This is a genomic window from Desulfatiglans parachlorophenolica (assembly GCF_055394735.1).
Genome location: NZ_AP042460.1, coordinates 4095783 through 4112738, shown reverse-complemented (window position 1 = coordinate 4112738; position 16956 = coordinate 4095783). Strand labels below are relative to the sequence as shown.

The 16956-nt window shown below is 55.7% G+C and carries 18 protein-coding genes; 8 read left to right on the top strand and 10 right to left on the bottom strand.

The window, feature by feature from the left end:
• Positions 1-22: 22 nt before the first annotated feature.
• Entirely contained in the window at positions 23-2095 is a 2073-nt protein-coding gene (locus ACZ500_RS19175; protein ID WP_464229054.1) for a TonB-dependent receptor, PCPU motif-type, read from the bottom strand.
• Between the two features lie 279 nt (positions 2096-2374).
• On the opposite strand from ACZ500_RS19175, the gene ACZ500_RS19170 reads away from it, so the two are divergent.
• The gene (locus ACZ500_RS19170; protein ID WP_464229053.1) at positions 2375-2539 is read left to right on the top strand and encodes a hypothetical protein; all 165 of its coding nucleotides are present in this window, start codon (positions 2375-2377) and stop codon (positions 2537-2539) included.
• A 274-nt stretch (positions 2540-2813) separates the two neighbouring features.
• On the opposite strand, the gene ACZ500_RS19165 is transcribed toward ACZ500_RS19170, so the two are convergent.
• The gene (locus tag ACZ500_RS19165) at positions 2814-2978 is read right to left on the bottom strand and encodes a hypothetical protein (protein WP_464229052.1); all 165 of its coding nucleotides are present in this window, start codon (positions 2976-2978) and stop codon (positions 2814-2816) included.
• A 134-nt stretch (positions 2979-3112) separates the two neighbouring features.
• Between ACZ500_RS19165 and ACZ500_RS19160 the strand changes: the two genes are divergently transcribed.
• Together ACZ500_RS19160 and ACZ500_RS19155 are read left to right on the top strand one after the other, a co-directional pair.
• Entirely contained in the window at positions 3113-3436 is a 324-nt protein-coding gene (locus ACZ500_RS19160; RefSeq protein ID WP_464229051.1) for a carboxymuconolactone decarboxylase family protein, read from the top strand.
• Positions 3437-3704: 268 nt separating this feature from the next.
• The gene (locus ACZ500_RS19155; RefSeq protein WP_464229050.1) at positions 3705-3854 is read left to right on the top strand and encodes a hypothetical protein; all 150 of its coding nucleotides are present in this window, start codon (positions 3705-3707) and stop codon (positions 3852-3854) included.
• A gap of 128 nt (positions 3855-3982) precedes the next feature.
• On the opposite strand, the gene ACZ500_RS19150 is transcribed toward ACZ500_RS19155, so the two are convergent.
• On the bottom strand, positions 3983-4942 hold the full coding sequence (locus ACZ500_RS19150) for a sulfite exporter TauE/SafE family protein (RefSeq protein ID WP_464229049.1): 960 nt from the start codon (positions 4940-4942) through the stop codon (positions 3983-3985).
• A 311-nt stretch (positions 4943-5253) separates the two neighbouring features.
• Here ACZ500_RS19150 and ACZ500_RS19145 point away from each other — a divergent pair, with 311 nt between their 5' ends.
• The 3 genes from ACZ500_RS19145 to ACZ500_RS19135 all read left to right on the top strand — a co-directional run bounded on the left by ACZ500_RS19145 (position 5254) and on the right by ACZ500_RS19135 (position 8321).
• On the top strand, positions 5254-5637 hold the full coding sequence (locus tag ACZ500_RS19145; protein WP_464229048.1) for a hypothetical protein: 384 nt from the start codon (positions 5254-5256) through the stop codon (positions 5635-5637).
• Positions 5638-5714: 77 nt separating this feature from the next.
• Positions 5715-6803 (top strand): TOBE domain-containing protein, encoded by a 1089-nt coding sequence (locus ACZ500_RS19140; RefSeq protein WP_464229047.1) that lies wholly within the window; start codon positions 5715-5717, stop codon positions 6801-6803.
• 489 nt (positions 6804-7292) lie between these two features.
• Positions 7293-8321 (top strand): C40 family peptidase, encoded by a 1029-nt coding sequence (locus ACZ500_RS19135; protein WP_464229046.1) that lies wholly within the window; start codon positions 7293-7295, stop codon positions 8319-8321.
• A gap of 136 nt (positions 8322-8457) precedes the next feature.
• Here ACZ500_RS19135 and ACZ500_RS19130 read toward each other — a convergent pair whose 3' ends face one another.
• The 4 genes from ACZ500_RS19130 to ACZ500_RS19115 all read right to left on the bottom strand — a co-directional run bounded on the left by ACZ500_RS19130 (position 8458) and on the right by ACZ500_RS19115 (position 12272).
• Positions 8458-9114, bottom strand: a complete 657-nt coding sequence (locus tag ACZ500_RS19130; protein WP_464229045.1) for an ABC-type transport auxiliary lipoprotein family protein — start codon at positions 9112-9114, stop codon at positions 8458-8460.
• Positions 9115-9324: 210 nt separating this feature from the next.
• Positions 9325-10332: an MlaD family protein gene (locus ACZ500_RS19125; RefSeq protein ID WP_464229044.1), complete on the bottom strand. Its 1008-nt coding sequence runs from the start codon at positions 10330-10332 to the stop codon at positions 9325-9327.
• Entirely contained in the window at positions 10332-11099 is a 768-nt protein-coding gene (locus ACZ500_RS19120) for an ABC transporter ATP-binding protein (RefSeq protein ID WP_464229043.1), read from the bottom strand. Before ACZ500_RS19120 ends, ACZ500_RS19125 begins: the two co-directional genes overlap by 1 nt.
• Before the next feature lie 6 nt (positions 11100-11105).
• Complete coding sequence (locus ACZ500_RS19115; protein WP_464229042.1) at positions 11106-12272, bottom strand: MlaE family lipid ABC transporter permease subunit; 1167 nt, start codon at positions 12270-12272, stop codon at positions 11106-11108.
• A 195-nt stretch (positions 12273-12467) separates the two neighbouring features.
• On the opposite strand from ACZ500_RS19115, the gene ACZ500_RS19110 reads away from it, so the two are divergent.
• A complete protein-coding gene (locus tag ACZ500_RS19110; protein ID WP_464229041.1) occupies positions 12468-13055 on the top strand; it encodes a flavodoxin family protein in 588 nt (195 codons plus the stop codon).
• Between the two features lie 75 nt (positions 13056-13130).
• Here ACZ500_RS19110 and ftsH read toward each other — a convergent pair whose 3' ends face one another.
• The 3 genes from ftsH to ACZ500_RS19095 all read right to left on the bottom strand — a co-directional run bounded on the left by ftsH (position 13131) and on the right by ACZ500_RS19095 (position 15652).
• Positions 13131-14939: an ATP-dependent zinc metalloprotease FtsH gene (ftsH, locus tag ACZ500_RS19105; RefSeq protein ID WP_464229040.1), complete on the bottom strand. Its 1809-nt coding sequence runs from the start codon at positions 14937-14939 to the stop codon at positions 13131-13133.
• A 218-nt stretch (positions 14940-15157) separates the two neighbouring features.
• Positions 15158-15373 carry a hypothetical protein gene (locus ACZ500_RS19100; protein ID WP_464229039.1) on the bottom strand — a complete coding sequence of 72 codons (216 nt, stop codon included), beginning with the start codon at positions 15371-15373 and terminating at the stop codon, positions 15158-15160.
• A gap of 105 nt (positions 15374-15478) precedes the next feature.
• Entirely contained in the window at positions 15479-15652 is a 174-nt protein-coding gene (locus ACZ500_RS19095; RefSeq protein ID WP_464229038.1) for a hypothetical protein, read from the bottom strand.
• 221 nt (positions 15653-15873) lie between these two features.
• Between ACZ500_RS19095 and ACZ500_RS19090 the strand changes: the two genes are divergently transcribed.
• Positions 15874-16935 (top strand): KamA family radical SAM protein, encoded by a 1062-nt coding sequence (locus ACZ500_RS19090; RefSeq protein ID WP_464229037.1) that lies wholly within the window; start codon positions 15874-15876, stop codon positions 16933-16935.
• Positions 16936-16956: the final 21 nt, after the last annotated feature.

Sequence of the window (16956 nt, the reverse complement as noted above, 5' to 3'; positions counted from 1 at the left end):
GGGTTATCGCGGGGCGCGAACATCAGAAACGCGCCCCAAGCTGCATGCCCCAAACATACTTCGGCATGGTATAGCCCGACTGCTCCTGATAGTCCGTGCCGGTTACGTTGCCCATGAAGAAACTGGCGGTATACTCCATGCCCTGAAAACGGAAGGTCTGCTCCAGCCCGAGATCCAGGGTGATGTAGTCATCCAGGATTGTGCCTTTCTGGGCCTCGCGCTCGTAGACGTAACGTGAACTCAGCTGGAACCAGCCGCCCTCCCAGACATTGTAGCGCGCGAGGAGTTTGAGCTTGTGTTTGGGCAGGAGCCCGGGAAGGTAATAGGTCCAATCCTTTTCAAAGACCGAGTCTTCCTCTACATCATACTCCTGGTAGACATAGGCCAGGGTTGCACGCAGTCTGGGGCCCAGTCGGACGGCCCCCTCCAACTCGCCGCCATAGAGCTTGAAGTGATCGATGTTGTAAAGACAGCTGCTGCCGAGCCCCATTCCCGGAGCGGTGATGCCGTTGTCGTTGATGAAGTCCTGAATGTCGTAATACCAGACAGCCGCCCTGACCGTCGTCGCCTTGAAATCCTGAATGAGACCGAGTTCATACTCCCACGCTGACTCGGGTTTCAACTCCGGGTTGTCCTGTGAGGCGCACCGCGCCCACCAGTAGTAGTCTCACGGGCACGGCAGGCGGTATGATCGGCTCACGGCGGCATAGAGGGCCGTGTCTCGTGCAGCCTGGTAATCCGCCTTTAAACTGGGGTAGAAGCCGCTCTCTGTCTGCTGTTTTCCATCGGTCGGAAAAGCAGGTTCGTCGACCCCCTGTTCCATCCAGGAGTAGTAGGTATCCATGTCTACATTGTAGTAGCGCACCCCCGGGGTCACACGCCATTTCTCACCCAGGGTGATCACATCCTGGGCATAGGCTGACTGGACCTTGTAAATGATAGGGTTGCTCGGAGGGCTCCCCAGTTCCTGGTATTCCAGCCCTGCGGTCACCAGGTGATGTTCGCCCAGCTTCACGTCGCCATATTGAAAGATATACCCCTCGGTACGATCGTTCACCTGGACATCGTTCGTGAAATTTGTCCCCGAATAGCTGCTGACCCACCGGCGGCCTTCCTGGTTGAAGGCGTGAAACTTCAGTTCCCCAGGCCCCACCGGCATACGGAAGATAGCATCCAGGTAGGTGGTGTGTTTGGTCCATTGGGGGATTCTGCCGTCCGGATATTGGATCGAGGTTGGCAAATGCCTCAGGCTGTCGGCATCCGACGGAATAAAAACGGGGTAATCCGGATCGTAATCCGGGCGGGAAGGATCGTTGATCACGGGAAAACCGTAGTTCACGTCCGTATATTTGGCGCCCAACTCGAGGGTGGCATCCTTCGGCATGTAAAAGGTGAGATGCCCGTTGTAGCTGTGGTTGTCCTGAAAGTTGTTTCTGAGATAGCCATCGGTCTGCTGCCGGCTCGCCGAAAAATTATAACCTACCCAATCGGCTGCCCCTCCATTGACCGATGTAGATACATTATAGGTGTCGTATCGGCCGAGTCCGGCACCGACCCTCGCCTCGGGCTTGAGGTCCGTTGTCTTTTTCCCCTTTTTGGTGATGACATTGATCACCCCGCCGATAGCAAAAGGGTGGAGCACAGAGTGGCCGCCCCGGATGATCTCGATCCGCTCGACGTCGTCCATATTGATGGTGGACCAGTCGACGATGTACCTGCCGTTGTGGCCCGTCTGATTGATCCGGCGCCCGTCGATCTCGATGACCATCCGGCCCTCGTTCAGGCCCCGGATGGAAACCTCGTCACCCGGACTGGCCAGGAGCGGGTTGATACGCTGCACATCGATGCCGCCGATCTCGTTCAGCACATCCGTCAGGGTACGCACCTCTCCGGGCTTCCGGAATTCATCGATGCTGATGATCGTCTTTTCCGTGGTGATCTCGACGCCCGGCTGAGGCGCCATCACCGTGATCTCACCTATGTCGTGAGCCTCGGTTTCCTCCTCTTCCGCTGCACTCGCCTGCGTAACTGCCTGCCAGCACAGAAGTAAACCAAATAGGATCAAACGGAACCATCTTCCTTTTCCTGCCCTCACAGCACCATCCTCCCTGTAAAATCAGTGATTTGGACTCGGATCAGGGAGAAGCCCCGCAGGACAGATAAACCTTTTCAAGCGGAAAGACGCACTTGACGGCCGCACGATTTCTGTTTAGAACTATGGCCGAGGCTCTCGCACACCGCGGGGCTTCACCCCATGGAAGGCAGCCACCCGGTTCTTGGCGGACAGGGGCTGCCTTCCTGCTTTTATGGATTGTCCTTTGTATTGCGGCTGAGGCATCACCCCTTTCCAATCGTAAATCGTTTCCATCCGGAAATGGTCTTTTTTGCCAATCTCAGCGTCAATCTGCACGTTTGCTTGTGCGGCGACCTACAGGTCGCCTCCGCGCAAACGCTTGATTTCCTTGATATTGACAAAAAATCCTCATTTCCGGATTGGAAACTGGGTTGTACCGGGAAATCATTTCCGGATAGAGACTAATTCGTTTGCACAAAAAGAAAAAAGCCACAAAAGCGCTTTGGATTCCAACCCAAAACAGCCTTCGTGGCTTCAAATGACCTCTGCTCTTAAATTCCGGTCGCCCGGATGGGGCCGGCAATTTCATATTGCCGTGTTACGCTCGTGGTACTTAGCAAAAGGCCTGTACGCTGTCAAGCGGAATTCCGCCTTGCGCTAAAATACCTTCTTTTGGCACGACCACAGCCGATGGGCGTCAAAACCCCTGGACGGGAAAGGCGAAGCCCAGTCATGGTGCTCAAGCGCCCGAGCCGGGATACTCCCACAACCTCAAAGGCTGGACCTCCTTGGAGCACAACGCTTGATCCTCCCCCGCGGCCTGGTGCCTGCCCCTGCTGTAGCCATCGGGCCAATCCAGCCAGAAAGATTTGCGTCCCATCAGAGGAGCCAGAGACGTCTCCATGGCAAAAGCCATCCGTCCTCAAAAAGAGAGGCCTCAGATTGACTGAATTGCAGGTGCAATCTATATTGGAGACGGATCCTTCCCGCCGGCCCATTTACCGGCAAAAGACTGAACCTTTCAGAAAGGAGCATGCCATGCCCGAGAAACTCGAAGCCGCCATGCAGGAACTTCAACGAGAATGTCCATCTCTAATGGAGCCTTTCGGCCTGCTTCATAAAGCCGCTGTCGAAGACGGCGTGCTGAGCGCCAAAACGAAAAAGCTGATGATGATCGCTGTATCCGCCGCCACCCGGTGCGAGCCCTGCCTTCGATTGCATGTGAAGGGCGCGCTCGAATTGGGAGCCACCCGGGAAGAAATCCTCGAAGCCGCCGGGGTGGCGATCCTCATGGGCGGGGGGCCGACCGCCGCCTATTGCGCTCTGTATCTGTTGGACGAGCTGGAGCGTCGAAAGGAGTAAGCTTCCTCCGTTTTCAAGATATTTTCTTAGCGATCACAGTGTCTGGATCAAACGGCGTGCTGCCGGGGGAAATTCACGGCATCTTTCTCTCCGAGCTTGAGCGACAGCGCGCGGAAGACCATCTCTTTAAACTGCCCATTCGTTTGCCGCGAGTCCCAATGCTCAGAGAGCACCCTGGAAATTGCGGTTTGACCTCGTTCCCGGTGCCAGGACCTGGTATCGTGGATATACGTACGGTCTTCCTCCTTTAACTGGTTTCCATCCGGAAATGGTCTTTTTGGCCAATCTCGGCCTCAATCTGCCCGTTTGCTTGTGCGGCGACCACCAGGTCGCCTCCGCGCAAATGCTTGATTTCCTTGATATTGGCCAAACTGGGACCCGCCGCGAAGCGGTGGGACTGAGCACCCGAAGGGTGTGAAGAAAAATCCTCATTTCCGGATTCGAAACTGGGTTCTACCGCGAAATCATTTCCGGATAGACACTAGCTGTTATCGCCGCTATCTTATTTTGGCGCATCCATTTTGTTTATGACATGCTTTTTGCTCACTATCCCAATGAGTCGACAACGTATTTCAGCGCAGTGAACATCATCACCCCGGCGAGCATCCACTTGATGTGCTTGGCAGGGACAAATTTCTGACAACGGGCTCCCAGATACATCCCTGCCATGCCCCCCAATCCAAAAAGAAGCCCCAGAAGCCAGTCCGGCGCAACGGACATCTTCGGATAAAAGGGAGCGATCGCCTGATAAAACGCGACGCCTGCCACCGACGTGACAAAGGTACCCATCAAAGCCGCACCCGCTACGGAATATACCGGCAGCCTGAAAAAACTTACGAGAAAAGGAGCGATAATCGCACCGCCGCCGATCCCGTAAACCCCCCCGACTATCCCTACCAGAAGGCTCAAGAACAAGATGCCCCAAAAGGGGATCTCGAAAATTCCCCCGTTGAAGGAATAGCCGACGTATTTCAGGTCGAAGCGCGTCGCGGCGAGCAGTGGGAGATCACCTTTTACAGAAACCTCCTTCACACCTGGGACCAAACGAGACCGGCTCACCCTTTCCCGAAAAGTCTTTTCACTGTCAGGAACGTTGCCTTTCTCCGGCCTCCTCTTGAGCAAATCGCGGAGCATCTTGCCCCCGATATATAAGAGAACACCCGCGGCGAAAAGCTTGAAGTGCCGGGGGTCGGGAAGATAGTTCACGCGGATCAGGGCCCCAAGCAAAACTCCCGGGAGCGTCCCGATGACGATCACCCACGTGAGCGGCCAGGCCATCCGGCCTTCTCGGCAGTAGCGATAGACCCCACTCGGGATCGCCACGATGTTGAACAATTGATTGGTGGCACTGACCGACGGGTTCGTATAACCAAGGAAAGACATTTGGAACGGCAAGAGCAGAAACGCGCCCGAAACGCCCCCCATCGAAGTGAAAAAAGACACCACAAACGCAACCAAGGGTGGAATCCATGGGGCCACTTCGATGCCGGCAACGGGAAAGATCATGGCAATATCCTCGCGAGCGGTTCTGGAATTATAGACACGAAACTTATGATTTTCGTGTTAGTATAATCAAGACAGTGAAGCGACTCAAGTTTTGATGCGGGAAAAACCCTTTTCCGCGCCGGCTTCGCCCCTCAGTCCCACCGCTTCAGGGTGGATCACGGTTCGTTCACACCCTGCGGGTGCTGATTTCCGGCCCTTCGAAGCCGGTCCTTGTCTCATTGTCGGCTGATCCATGCGGATCGCAATGATGGGAATGCAACAGGCTGTCAGGGGCTTCACCCTGGCAACCATGAGTTAGTTTCCATCCGGAAATGGTCTTTTTGACCAATCTCGGCGTCAATCTGCACGTTTGCTTGTGCGGTGACCTACAGGTCGCCTCCGCGCAAACGCTTGATTTCCTTGATATTGGCCAAAAATCCTCATTTCCGGATTGGAAACTGGGTTCTATAGGGAAATCATTTCCGGATTGGAAACTGGGTTCTATAGGGAAATCATTTCCGGATTGGAAACTGGGTTCTATAGGGAAATCATTTCCGGATTGGAAACTGGGTTCTATAGGGAAATCATTTCCGGATGGATACGAGTTAGTGGCATGTGTTGAAGGGGTTGGAAACTTTGCTCTGCTTGAGATATGGTCGATATGCGTTTTTGGAGGATTTGTGAATACGGCCCCTATCGGCCGAAAAGCGGCTTGAACGCCACCCGTGGTATGCGGTAAAGACGTTCTGGAGGCAACGGAACCAGGAAACCATCCCCAACGCCCGTGTGAATCATGAACCAAAAAAATCACCGAAAAATAGACCCAAGCGCATCTCCGCTTCAGGCGAGGGATCATGCGCGCATCCTTTCGATATCCGATGAGGGGCAATACCTGAACAGTCTTCAACTCGAGCGACTGGAAAGATCTTTTCGTGAATGGGCCGAAGCCTCGCCTCGCTCCGATGTGCGGCTGAGTCGAAGGCGCATCCTGCTGATCTTCCTTCTAATCCGATATGCCGGCGCCAAGCTGAACGAGGTACTGGCACTAAACCTTTCGAAAGATATCGATCCGACTCGCCATATAGTCAGCTTTCGCGGCTCGGAGTCCACGCACAGAGAACTTTTCATCTCAGAGACCCTGTCACGTGAGATAGCTTCTGCAATAGGAGATCCCTTACTTGAAGATCTGGGGGCATCCGGCTTTAGGATCGACCCCGGATTCGTACGCCGCAAGTTCTACGAAAGAGCCCGCGCCTGCGGGTTTCCCCAGAGGCTCGGCGGACCGGAAATGATCCGCAAGGCGAGGGCTGTCGAGTTGATGGAAGGCAATCTGCCTTTGACGGCTGTTCAATGGATGCTGGGCCATTCCACACCCAACCTGACCTTGTCCTACGTCTCCTTTTCCGCTGAAGAGATCCAGCAGGTGGCGAAACTTTTCATGCAGAGGGAATCTTCCCGCAAGACCAGCGCCCGCAACGCTTTTTATGCCAAAGTTTTGAAGATTCTGCGCGGAGACATACAGGCCTTGCTGGAACTGGGTACCCTGGGTGGGTATCTCCTGAAGGCGGTGATTACGAATGACAGTCTCGAGCGGCTCGGCCTGAGGGAAGGCCGGCTCATCACCGCCGAAGTGAAAGCACCGTGGGTCATACTCTCCAGAGAAAACGCCGACCTTCGGTGCAGCGCTGAAAACCGGTTCAGCGGCATCGTACGCCGGATAAAAAAAGGCCGCATAAACACGGAATGCGTGCTGCTGATTCCAGACGGCACCGAGCTTTGCGCGCTGACTACCACCACCGCTTTCAGCCGGCTCGGTCTGAGGCAAGGGGACCCGGCCTGGGCATTTTTCAATGCCTTTGCCGTCGTGCTGCACGTCGATTGAAGCCACCGAAAGGGTCTCGACCGCCTCGCTCGCGTCCCCCCACAAGCCGAAAAAACTTGACAGGCTCCCAGTCTTTAGACTATCCAAGGATAATCTTTTGCCGGGGATCGCTTTATGCGCCCATCCTTGTTTGAACCGGCAATCCGCGCTCCAGGCGGTCCAGGGTGACCGTATCGCATCGGCATCCTCCTCGATCCGAACGAGTGAGGCAGCCCGTTTCCATAGAGCATCGAGGAAATTATTCTGAGAGTGACTGGAAAAATACAGCCTAGGCCGCCAGAAACGTCTCCTTCCATATTGAATTTTACGGATCCGGCGAAATTCTGTCTTCGCCTCCCTTTTCGGGCGTTTTTGTGGCTTGTTGCGGCGTTGCTTTTCGTGGCCCCATCAGCGGACTGCGCAGCTGCCGAGTGGCCCCTCTCTCATACAGATTCATCCTTCTTCAAGCAGTTCGAATCCGCGTTCGCCTTTTCACCTCCTCAGGAACCCGTGGAAAAGATCAAGCGCGAGATGAGAAAATTTCTGGGCATACCCTATCGTTGGGGCGGCGAAAGCCCCAGGGGGATGGATTGTTCCGGGCTAACCAAAAAGGTTTACGCGAGCATCTTCGGGGTCGAGCTGCCCCATAACTCAAGGGAACAAAGCAGACTGCACGGGCTCAAAGAGGTCCCGGCCACCAGGAGCGAACTCCGCCTGGGCGACTTGCTGTTCTTCGGACCGAAAAAGAAAAGGATCGATCACGTCGGAATCTACCTGTCAGACGGGAAATTTCTCCATTCCTGCAGATCGGAAGGCGTCACCATATCCAGCCTGAACAAGGCCTATTGGAAAAACAGGCTGATCACCTCCAAGCGTTTGAAGAACGTCGAAACCTCTCTCTCGCCCGAGACCTCCACGCTTTCGAAGCCCCAGTGGGCTGAGGCGGCTCCCGTTTACGATCCCTTCGAGGATACACCGCCATCCTTCGAGATCGGCTATCGAAGGACCCTGTCGGATTTCGCCAATCTCAACCTGGATACCTTCATGCACATGACGGCATTGGACAGGATCTTTGTGCAAGGCGGACAAAGCACTGACCCACTGTATCCGGACCAGTCCGATGGAGGCCTGTTCTTCGAATCCCGTCACGGTTTCCGCCTGTTTGCAGATTTCACCCCGTTCGGATGGCTGCACATCACTCCGTCTTTTACCCGCGTGAGCAGCCACATCTTTCAAACAGAAAAAGAGGGATCGCTGCAGTCCTTCGGGCTGGAGACCCTTGTAGCGCTGCCGGATTCGCGGTGGGTATTGGCCCTTTCCGCCAAGGCCGACCATCAGAAAACCGTGCCCGGATGGTTGTCGAACAAAGACCAGGACACGATCGATATCACCTTTGGTTTACGCTATCGCTATTCCAGCTCGATCAATTTTTCCATCCTTGGCACACACGAACCAGACGCCTTCCGGGAGATCGAGCCTGGAGATGAAGACCCGGCCGGAAACAGCCGCTTCACGTTCAAAGTCGATCTCGCCTTCTAGCCGAACGGAACAACCGGCATCCGGGGGCTCGAAACCCTCCCGGATCATGGGGAACGGCCGCGAACTCAAGGTTCCAGCCTGGTTTCCATCCGGGGATAAATTATCCGGTACAACCCAGTTCTCAATCCGGAAAGCTCTAAGGAGAAGGAGTCTCCCGCCGATGATCTCGCTCTTGGCGAAGGGCCTGGTAGACGTCTTCGGTCACCTGTCCTGAGAGGGTTCGCATAGCGCGGCTCATAGCGGCAGCTAACCCCGCAGGGGTTTTTTCCTGAAAGCCCTCCTTTACCCTGTAGGTCTTCTGGGAGATCACCTTCCGACTGGCATCCGGCTCCAGGGACTTCGTCAACGTAACCGAAATCGTCAACACAGCCTCCCATTGCTCTTCAGAATCCCATTCGAAGAATTCTTCGACATAGCCTTCCACGGCGTGAGTGGCGCCCGCCTGGCTGTTGCGCGGGACAACCGCTTTGAAATATCCGGAGTCCCGGAGATCCCTCGCCAGGAAATAAGAGACCAAATCTCCTGGATTGTCCCGCCATTGGCTGTAAAAATAGGCATCACGCTTGAAATCACCGTCCCGGTAAACCATCCGCCTCGTATCGTACGTCGGTGCGACCCCGAAGCGGTTTACCTGAAGAACGGAGCCAAGCGGCTCATTCAGCCGGAGATCCGGCGCTGCATACTCCAACGTGAAAAACCGAACCGGCTTTCCAGGTCTCTGAAGCTTCAAGCAGCCCCCAAGAAGAAGGAGCACTCCCAGCGCAGCAACAGCACCGTAACGGAATTTCAGCATCAGTCCATTCCTTTCGCACGAGGAAAAACCATCGCATGGCTAGAGAAGCCTGTACACGCATCGACCTTACCCGTCGGGCCGGCAGAATGCTTCAGGCATAGTGTTTCCGCCGTCGCGACGACGCCCGTCAGCAACAACCTCGAGGGGGTCGAAAACCCTCCTTTCCTGCGATACTCAGCAAAAGCACTCCCCAGCGGAGACGGAAAGCGCTCAAGGCTGCGACTCCAACTCCCGGGGTGATGGAGGTTCGGCCAACAAGAAGCGGGCCGGCTCGCTGGCCAGGTTTTCGAGGACAATATTCAGACTTTCACTGGCATGTTCCAAGTTCTGGCCGATGGTCAACAAATTGCTTCTCAAATAGGAAAACCCCGATCCTGCGCCATCCACCAACACGATCCCTTTCGAAAAGAGTTCATTGGCGCGGTCAACGGCTGCCCGCAGTTCCAGAACGGTTTCCTCGATCGGTTCTTCACTGTGCTCGACGATACGGTCGACGCGGGCAAGCGTCGCCCCCATCTGCTCCACCGTTGTGTGCCCCTTGTCAAGCAGCATCGCGAACGATGCTGCGGACTGTTCGAGGGAAACACCGATCCGTTTCCATCGATCGCCTTTCAGCATCCGGTTCACCTCCTTCAGGGAGGATTCGATCTCCGCGGCGATTTCGCGAATGTGCGCGTCCGCCATCAGATCGTTGGCATGATCGAGAGTCTTGACGATGCGGTTGGAAACCGCCTCGAGATCCAGTTTCTTCATCTGGCCCAGGATCTCGTCAATACTCCTGAAAAGCTTGCTGATATCGGAGGGTTTAGATTCTACGACCGGATATTCGGGAGAAAAATCGATGCGGGGTGAAAGATCCGCATCCCCGGGGTCCTTGCGGTTCATCTCGACAAACACGGCCCCTGTAATTCCCACAGGATTCAACTGCGCCACCATGTCGTGATCGAGGCTCAAACCGGTTTCGATGCTCATGAGAACCTGGATCAGCCTCGAATCGGGCGCCACATCGATCTCCACCACTCTCCCGATGGAAACCCCCCTGTATTTCACCGGTGAATCACGCCCCAAGCCCTGCACCGATTCATCGAAATACGTCACATAGTAGCGGCCCTTTTCCAATACGCGGCTCATCCCCAGCCAGACAAACGCTACAATGACCATCGCGATTCCAGAGGCAACAAAAAGCCCGACCGTAAACTTGGTCTTTTGAGATGCCATCAGCCGTTTTTCTCCTCAGCTTCACGGTTGAAGAACTGCCTGACAAGTGGATCGGGATGATGGTCCCGAAGATGAACGGGATCGCCCTCCGCGATGATCCCCTTCGCACGTTTGTCCAGCATGATCACCCTCTGAGCCACAGCGAAGATGCTTGCCAGATCATGGGTGACGATAACCATGGTCGTTCCAAGACTCCGATTGATCTTGAGGATCAACTGATCCAGCTCCGCAGCGCTGACCGGATCGAGACCCGCAGACGGCTCATCGAAAAAAAGGATTCTTGGATTCAGGGCCATAGCCCTCGCGAGGGCGGCCCGCTTTTTCATGCCACCGCTCAGTTCCGAAGGAAGGTGGTTTTCATAGCCTGCCAAATGGACCAGGCGAAGCTTCATTCTGATCAGGGTCTCCATGGCCTCCTTCGGCAGATCCGTATTGGCCTCGACGGGCAGAAGGATGTTCTCGGCCAGGGTCATGGAACCAAAGAGGGCCCCACTCTGAAAAAGCACCCCGAATTTCTTGAGAATTTCCCGGAAACGGATCTCGCCGCATTGTACGATATCCTCTCCTTCGACCAGGACCTCCCCGGAATAGGGGTGCATCAGCCCGATGACGTGCTTGAGCAGTGTACTTTTTCCGCAGCCGCTGCCCCCGAGGATTATGAAGATCTCTCCCTCCTGCACTTCGAAAGATACATGGTCCAGGATCGTATCGTCGCCATAACGAGCCGTCAGATCTTTTACCTGGATGACGGGTTCGGTTGTCGCCATGTGTGCTCAGCCCCAATAGGTCAATATCACCGCAAAGATGGAGTCAAAGAGGATAATGAGAAAGATGCCGCTCACAACCGCGGACGTGGTGGCCTGACCAACCGCCGCTGCCCCGCCCCGGACCTGAAACCCCCGCAGACAACCTACCCAGGCGATCAGGAGGCCGAAGACCGCACTCTTGAAAAAGCCCCAGCTCACATCGAAGAGGGTCAGGGTGCGGATGGTCTGATCGATATAGGCGCCGGCCGTCAGGTTCAGCATGAACACCCCGACAATCAGCCCACCGAAGATGGCAAAAAGGTCTGAAAACAGAGTCAGCACGGGTACCACCAAAATGGAGGCTATGACCTTGGGAAGCACGAGAAACCGCGTCGTGTCGAAGCCCATGCTGAAGAGTGCATCCACCTCTTCAGATATCTTCATGGTGCCGATCTCGGCTGCATAGGAAGACCCGGAGCGCCCGGCTACAAGGATGGCCGTCATGATGGGCCCGAGTTCACGCACCATGGCCAGGCTCACCAGGGAGGCGACATAGATGTTGGCACCGAACTGCTCGAGCTGCACGGCCGACATGAAGGCCATGATCAGACCCATAAGAAGGCTGATCAACCCGACAATCGGCACGGCATCCACACCTGTGCGCTGCATCGCCTGGATCGTGTCCTCCCCCCTCAGGTTCCGCGGGTGCAAAAGAACATAGCCGAGGGCCAGGCATACGTCTCCGACGAAAGAAAGGGCAAAGCGGCCTTCGGAAAACTGTCTGATGCCTGCCTCCCCCAAGCGCACCAGCGCATTCGGAGGGCGCTTCTTCTTCAAAGCGGCGTGCTCCGTCGCCAAGGCCTCAAAATCCATCATGTCGAGGATTTCCTGAATCTTGGGCCCAGGGTTGAGGATGCGAAAGGCGCCCTCACCGCTTGGGGCCTGGCGCTTCAGCTCGAGCAGCACCAGGACACCGAAATCATCCATATACTGGATGCCGCCCAGATCCATCGCAAGGCGCAGGGGTTTCTTTTCCCGCAGCAATCCTCCGATTTCAGACAGGATCCGCGCTGCATTGCCGGCATCGATGCGGCCCGTCAAAGCGAAGGTCCACTGACCCTCGGCGGATTCCCGCGCCTCATAGCCCCACTCCTGAAAATCACCCCCCGTCATGCGGCCCCCACGGTCAAACACGGATCCTTATCCTCTTTCACCCCGATACGTTGCATCATGTCACCACTGACAAGAAATTGCCTTGATCTTTTCACGACGTCCCGCTAGAAAAGGGGCGGAGGCCGCTGCAGCAATGCAGCCTGTCATATCATCCCTTTCACGCCCTTCCTAGGCACAGACAAAACGGGATATCCCGCGAAAAAGAGGATGGCTGCCATGGCAAAAATTCTGGCCATTTACGGAAGCCCCAGAAGAAAAGGAAACACCGCCACCCTCCTCGACCACGCGGTGGAAGGGGCGGTCTCGGACGGCGCCGAGGTTGAAAAGGTGATTCTCAGAGATTGCAAGATATCACCCTGCCTTGAGATTTACGGCTGCAAGAAAGACGGGCGCTGCGTCATTCAAGACGATTTTCAAGCCCTCTACGACAAGATGCTGGAAAGCCAAGGTCTCATGCTCGCCTCGCCTATATTCTTTTACAGCGTGAGTGCCCTCGCCAAATGCCTCATTGACCGCTGCCAATCGCTCTGGGTCAAAAAATACTGGATCGACAAGGTGTCTCCGGGCCGGTGGACCGCCACGCGCAAGGGCCTGTTCATCTCTGTAGGCGCAACGCAGGGGAAAAAGCTTTTCGACGGCCCCTTGCTGACGGTGAAATATTTTTTCGATGTCCTGGATATGGAACTCTATCGGACGGTCTTGTTCAGGGGACTGGACTTCGAGGGCGACGTTCTTCAACACCCTGAATACCTTTCGGCAGCGCGGGAGGCAGGCCAAGACCTCGCAAGGGCACTGAGCCGTTAGCCATCGGAGACCGAAGCCTCGATCCCCCGGCTTCCAAACCGCAGGGGATGCCCAAGGCATCGATCGGATGCCGCCTCACGCACCCGCTTCCGCCATGAGACTTTTAAGCGTCTCTCCGTCGATCTTCTCTTTTTCCAACAGCAACTTGGCGGCCCGATCCAGCACAGGTCGCCATTTCTTGAGGATCTCCAAGGCCTTTAGATACTGCTGCTCCACGATCTCCCGCACCTCGGCGTCAATCAACTGCGCCGTCGCCTCGCTGTATTCCTCCTGCCCCCGGAAGCCGGTTTCCAGGTACAAGGGCCGTTTTTCGCCCGCAAGGTAAACCTGCCCGATCTTGGTGCTCATGCCATATTCCTTGACCATGCTTCGAGCGATATCGGACGCCTTGGAAAGATCATTATGGGCGCCGGTAGAAATATCACCAAAGACGATCTCCTCGGCCGCCCGCCCTCCCAGGAGCACGGCGATCTTATTCAGGAGTTCGGTACGCTTCATCAGAAACCGGTCTTCGGTCGGAACCTGCATGGTGTAGCCAAGCGCCGCGATGCCCCTCGGTATAATCGATATCTTCTGCACAGGATCCGTCCCCGGCAGCGACAGTGCCACCGTGGCATGGCCCAGCTCATGATAGGCCACGATCTCCCTCTCACTCTTGTTGATCAACCGGTTTTTCTTCTCGAGGCCGGCCATGACCCGTTCCACCGCCTCTTCGAAGTCCGACATGTCCACCTGTTTCTTTTTGTGCCTCACGGCGAGTATGGCAGCTTCATTCACGAGATTCGCCAGGTCCGCTCCAACCATCCCCGGCGTCATGGCCGCCAGCCGCTCGACATCGAGATCTTCGGCCGCCTTGATCCCTTTGAGGTGAACCTTCAGGATGTCCTCGCGCCCTTTCTTGTCCGGGCGGTCCACCAGGATCTGGCGATCGAAACGTCCCGGCCGCAACAAGGCGGGATCGAGGATTTCAGGCCGGTTGGTGGCCGCCATCAGGATAACACCCACTTTAGGGTCGAAACCGTCCATTTCGACCAGAAGCTGGTTCAGGGTCTGCTCCCGCTCGTCGTGGCCGCCGACAGCACCGAACCCGCGCACCTTCCCAAGCGCGTCCAGTTCGTCGATAAAGATGATGCAGGGGGCCTTCTGTCTGGCCTGAACAAATAAATCCCGCACCCGGGCAGCCCCCAAACCTACGAACATCTCGACAAACTCGGATCCGCTCAGGCTGAAAAAGGGCACCTTGCTTTCGCCCGCCACGGCCTTGGCAAGCAGGGTCTTGCCGGTACCCGGCGGCCCTACCAGAAGCACCCCTTTTGGCAGCTTTCCACCCAATTCGGTGTATTTGTGCGGGTCTTTAAGGAATTCTATCACCTCCACCAGTTCCTGCTTGGCCTCGTCCACGCCTGCTACGTCATCGAAGGTGACATTCAGTTCATCCTCCATGTAAATTTTGGCCTTGTTTTTCCCCAGCGTCATGAAACCGGCCTGCTGTCCCGTCATACGCCGCATCATGAAATACCAGACGCCCACGAACAGCAGTATCGGGAAGACCCAGGACATCAAATCCCGCAAAAAGGTCGATTCCACCTCGCCTTTGAACGTGACATGGTACTGCGCCAGCAGATCCGACAGCTCCTGGTCCACTCGGACCGTGCGGAACGGCTCCCCCTTGCCCTGCCCGTCTCCGTTCAGCAGGGCCCGACCCTGGATCTGGTTGGCCGTTACAGCCACTTCGGTCACCTTGTTCTCTCTCAATAGCAGCAGAAACTCACTGTAAGGGATGACCTTGATGGCAAAAACGGAGACCAGGTACTGCTGCAGCAGGAGAACCACCCAAATGCCCAAAAGGACATACCAGATAGAAAATTTGTGGTGCTTTTCCATGACGCCTCCCTATGCCAAATCGCTTTCCTCTGCAGAACTCCTTCTGGCGCACCGCCACGTTCCTCATCCAGGGACAATTCATCCATCTGAAGAAAAAACAAGTAAAATCGAAAGAATGCATATCAGCAAACAAACGAAAAAGCCCCTTGCAGCCTTCATCAGGGATCTGAAGATTCAAACACTCGGCTCCCTGCAAACGGAAACCTGTCCGTGCGGGGCTAGTTTCCATCCGGGAATGCTTTATCCAGCATGACCCGGTTTCCAATCCGGAAATGAGGATTTTTCTTCACCGCTTCGCCGCTCAGTCCCACCGCTACGCGGCGGGTCCCGGTCTGGCCAATATCAAGGAAATCAAGCGCTTGCGCGGAGGCGACCTGGTGGTCGCCGCACAAGCAAACGTGCAGATTGACGCCGAGATTGGCCAAAAAGACCATTTCCGGATGGAAACTAGGCTAGCCTTTCCGGATCGTAACCATGCTATGTTTTTCAGCCTCTTTCATCAACCAAAAAGCAGAACTTGCAATACGCCTGGCTGTATTCTATGTTAGCTTGTGTCCATCCGGAAATGATTTTCTTATAGAACTCAGTTTCCAATCCGGAAATGAGGGTTTTTGGCCAATATCAAGGAAATCAAGCGTTTGCGCGGAGGCGACCTGGTGGTCGCCGCACAAGCGAACGTGCACATTGACGCCGAAATTGGCAAAAAAGACCATTTCCGGATGGAAACCGGCTCTCATCCGTAAACCTACCCTTCGGGTAGTCCAAGGGTGATCCGGGTGAGTGTCTGAGCTGCGATTCCGGAAGGATTCTTTTGCGCCATGGCTCGATCACCGCTGAGACGGGAGCCGCGCTGAAAGGCTGGGAGTGAGCGGGGCATCCTGCGGCCGGAACCGATCGCCCTATGAAATCCCGATGGTATGCTCCCTGTGTGTATATGAATCCAGTTCCCCTAAGCCTGTCCTGGCAGGAGATCCTCGCCGAAAGCATCACCGATGTAGACCTGATCGCTGAGCGTTTCGACCTCGACGCCGGGGAACTCGCGCGTGTCGCCGAACGGTATCCGATGCGGATCAACCCATATTACCTGGGATTGATCCGCCGAAAAGAGGATCCGATCTACCGGCAGTGCATACCGGATATCCGGGAAATCAGGCTCGATGCCGGCATGGACGATCCCCTCGCAGAAGAGGAGACCTCGCCTGTACCCGGTCTGACGCACCGGTATCCGGACCGGGTTCTGTTCCTTGTCTCGGGTGCCTGCGCCATGTATTGCCGGTTCTGCAACCGGAAAAGAAAGGTCGGCCGACCCTCGATGGTGACCGACGCCACCATCGAGGACGGTTTAAAATACATCCGCCGGCATGAGGAGATCCGCGATGTGCTTCTGTCCGGCGGGGACCCGCTCCTTCTTTCAGACGAGCGGCTGAGAGAAATCCTGACAGCCCTGCGGGCGATCGGGCACGTCCAAATCATTCGGATCGGCAGCAGGGTCCCTTGCACCCTGCCGCACCGGATCACCCAAGGCCTGACCGATCTTCTCAAACAGTTTCACCCTCTCTACATCAACACCCACTTCAACCACCCGGAAGAACTCACGCCGGAGGCAGAGGCGGCCTGTAACCGCCTCGCCGATGCCGGCATCCCGTTGGGTTGCCAGACCGTCCTCCTTAGAGGCGTCAATGACGATCCCGATACTATGCGTGATCTCATGCAGAGGCTCCTGATGATACGTGTACGCCCGTATTATCTTTTTCAGGCGGATCTGGCCAGGGGGACCTCTCATTTCTGGACCCCGCTTGACAGGGGCCTCGAAATTCTAAAAAGGCTCCAGGGGCATACCTCCGGTCTGTGCGTGCCTCATTTTGCCGTAGACCTGCCGGGCGGAGGAGGAAAGATTCCACTTCTTCCCAAGTATATCGAAAAAAGCGGATCGAACATCCTCGAAGTGAAAAACTATCGAGGGCAAATTTTCCACTATCCACTGAATCCATTTTGAGCTGGGAGGGCCAAACCCGCA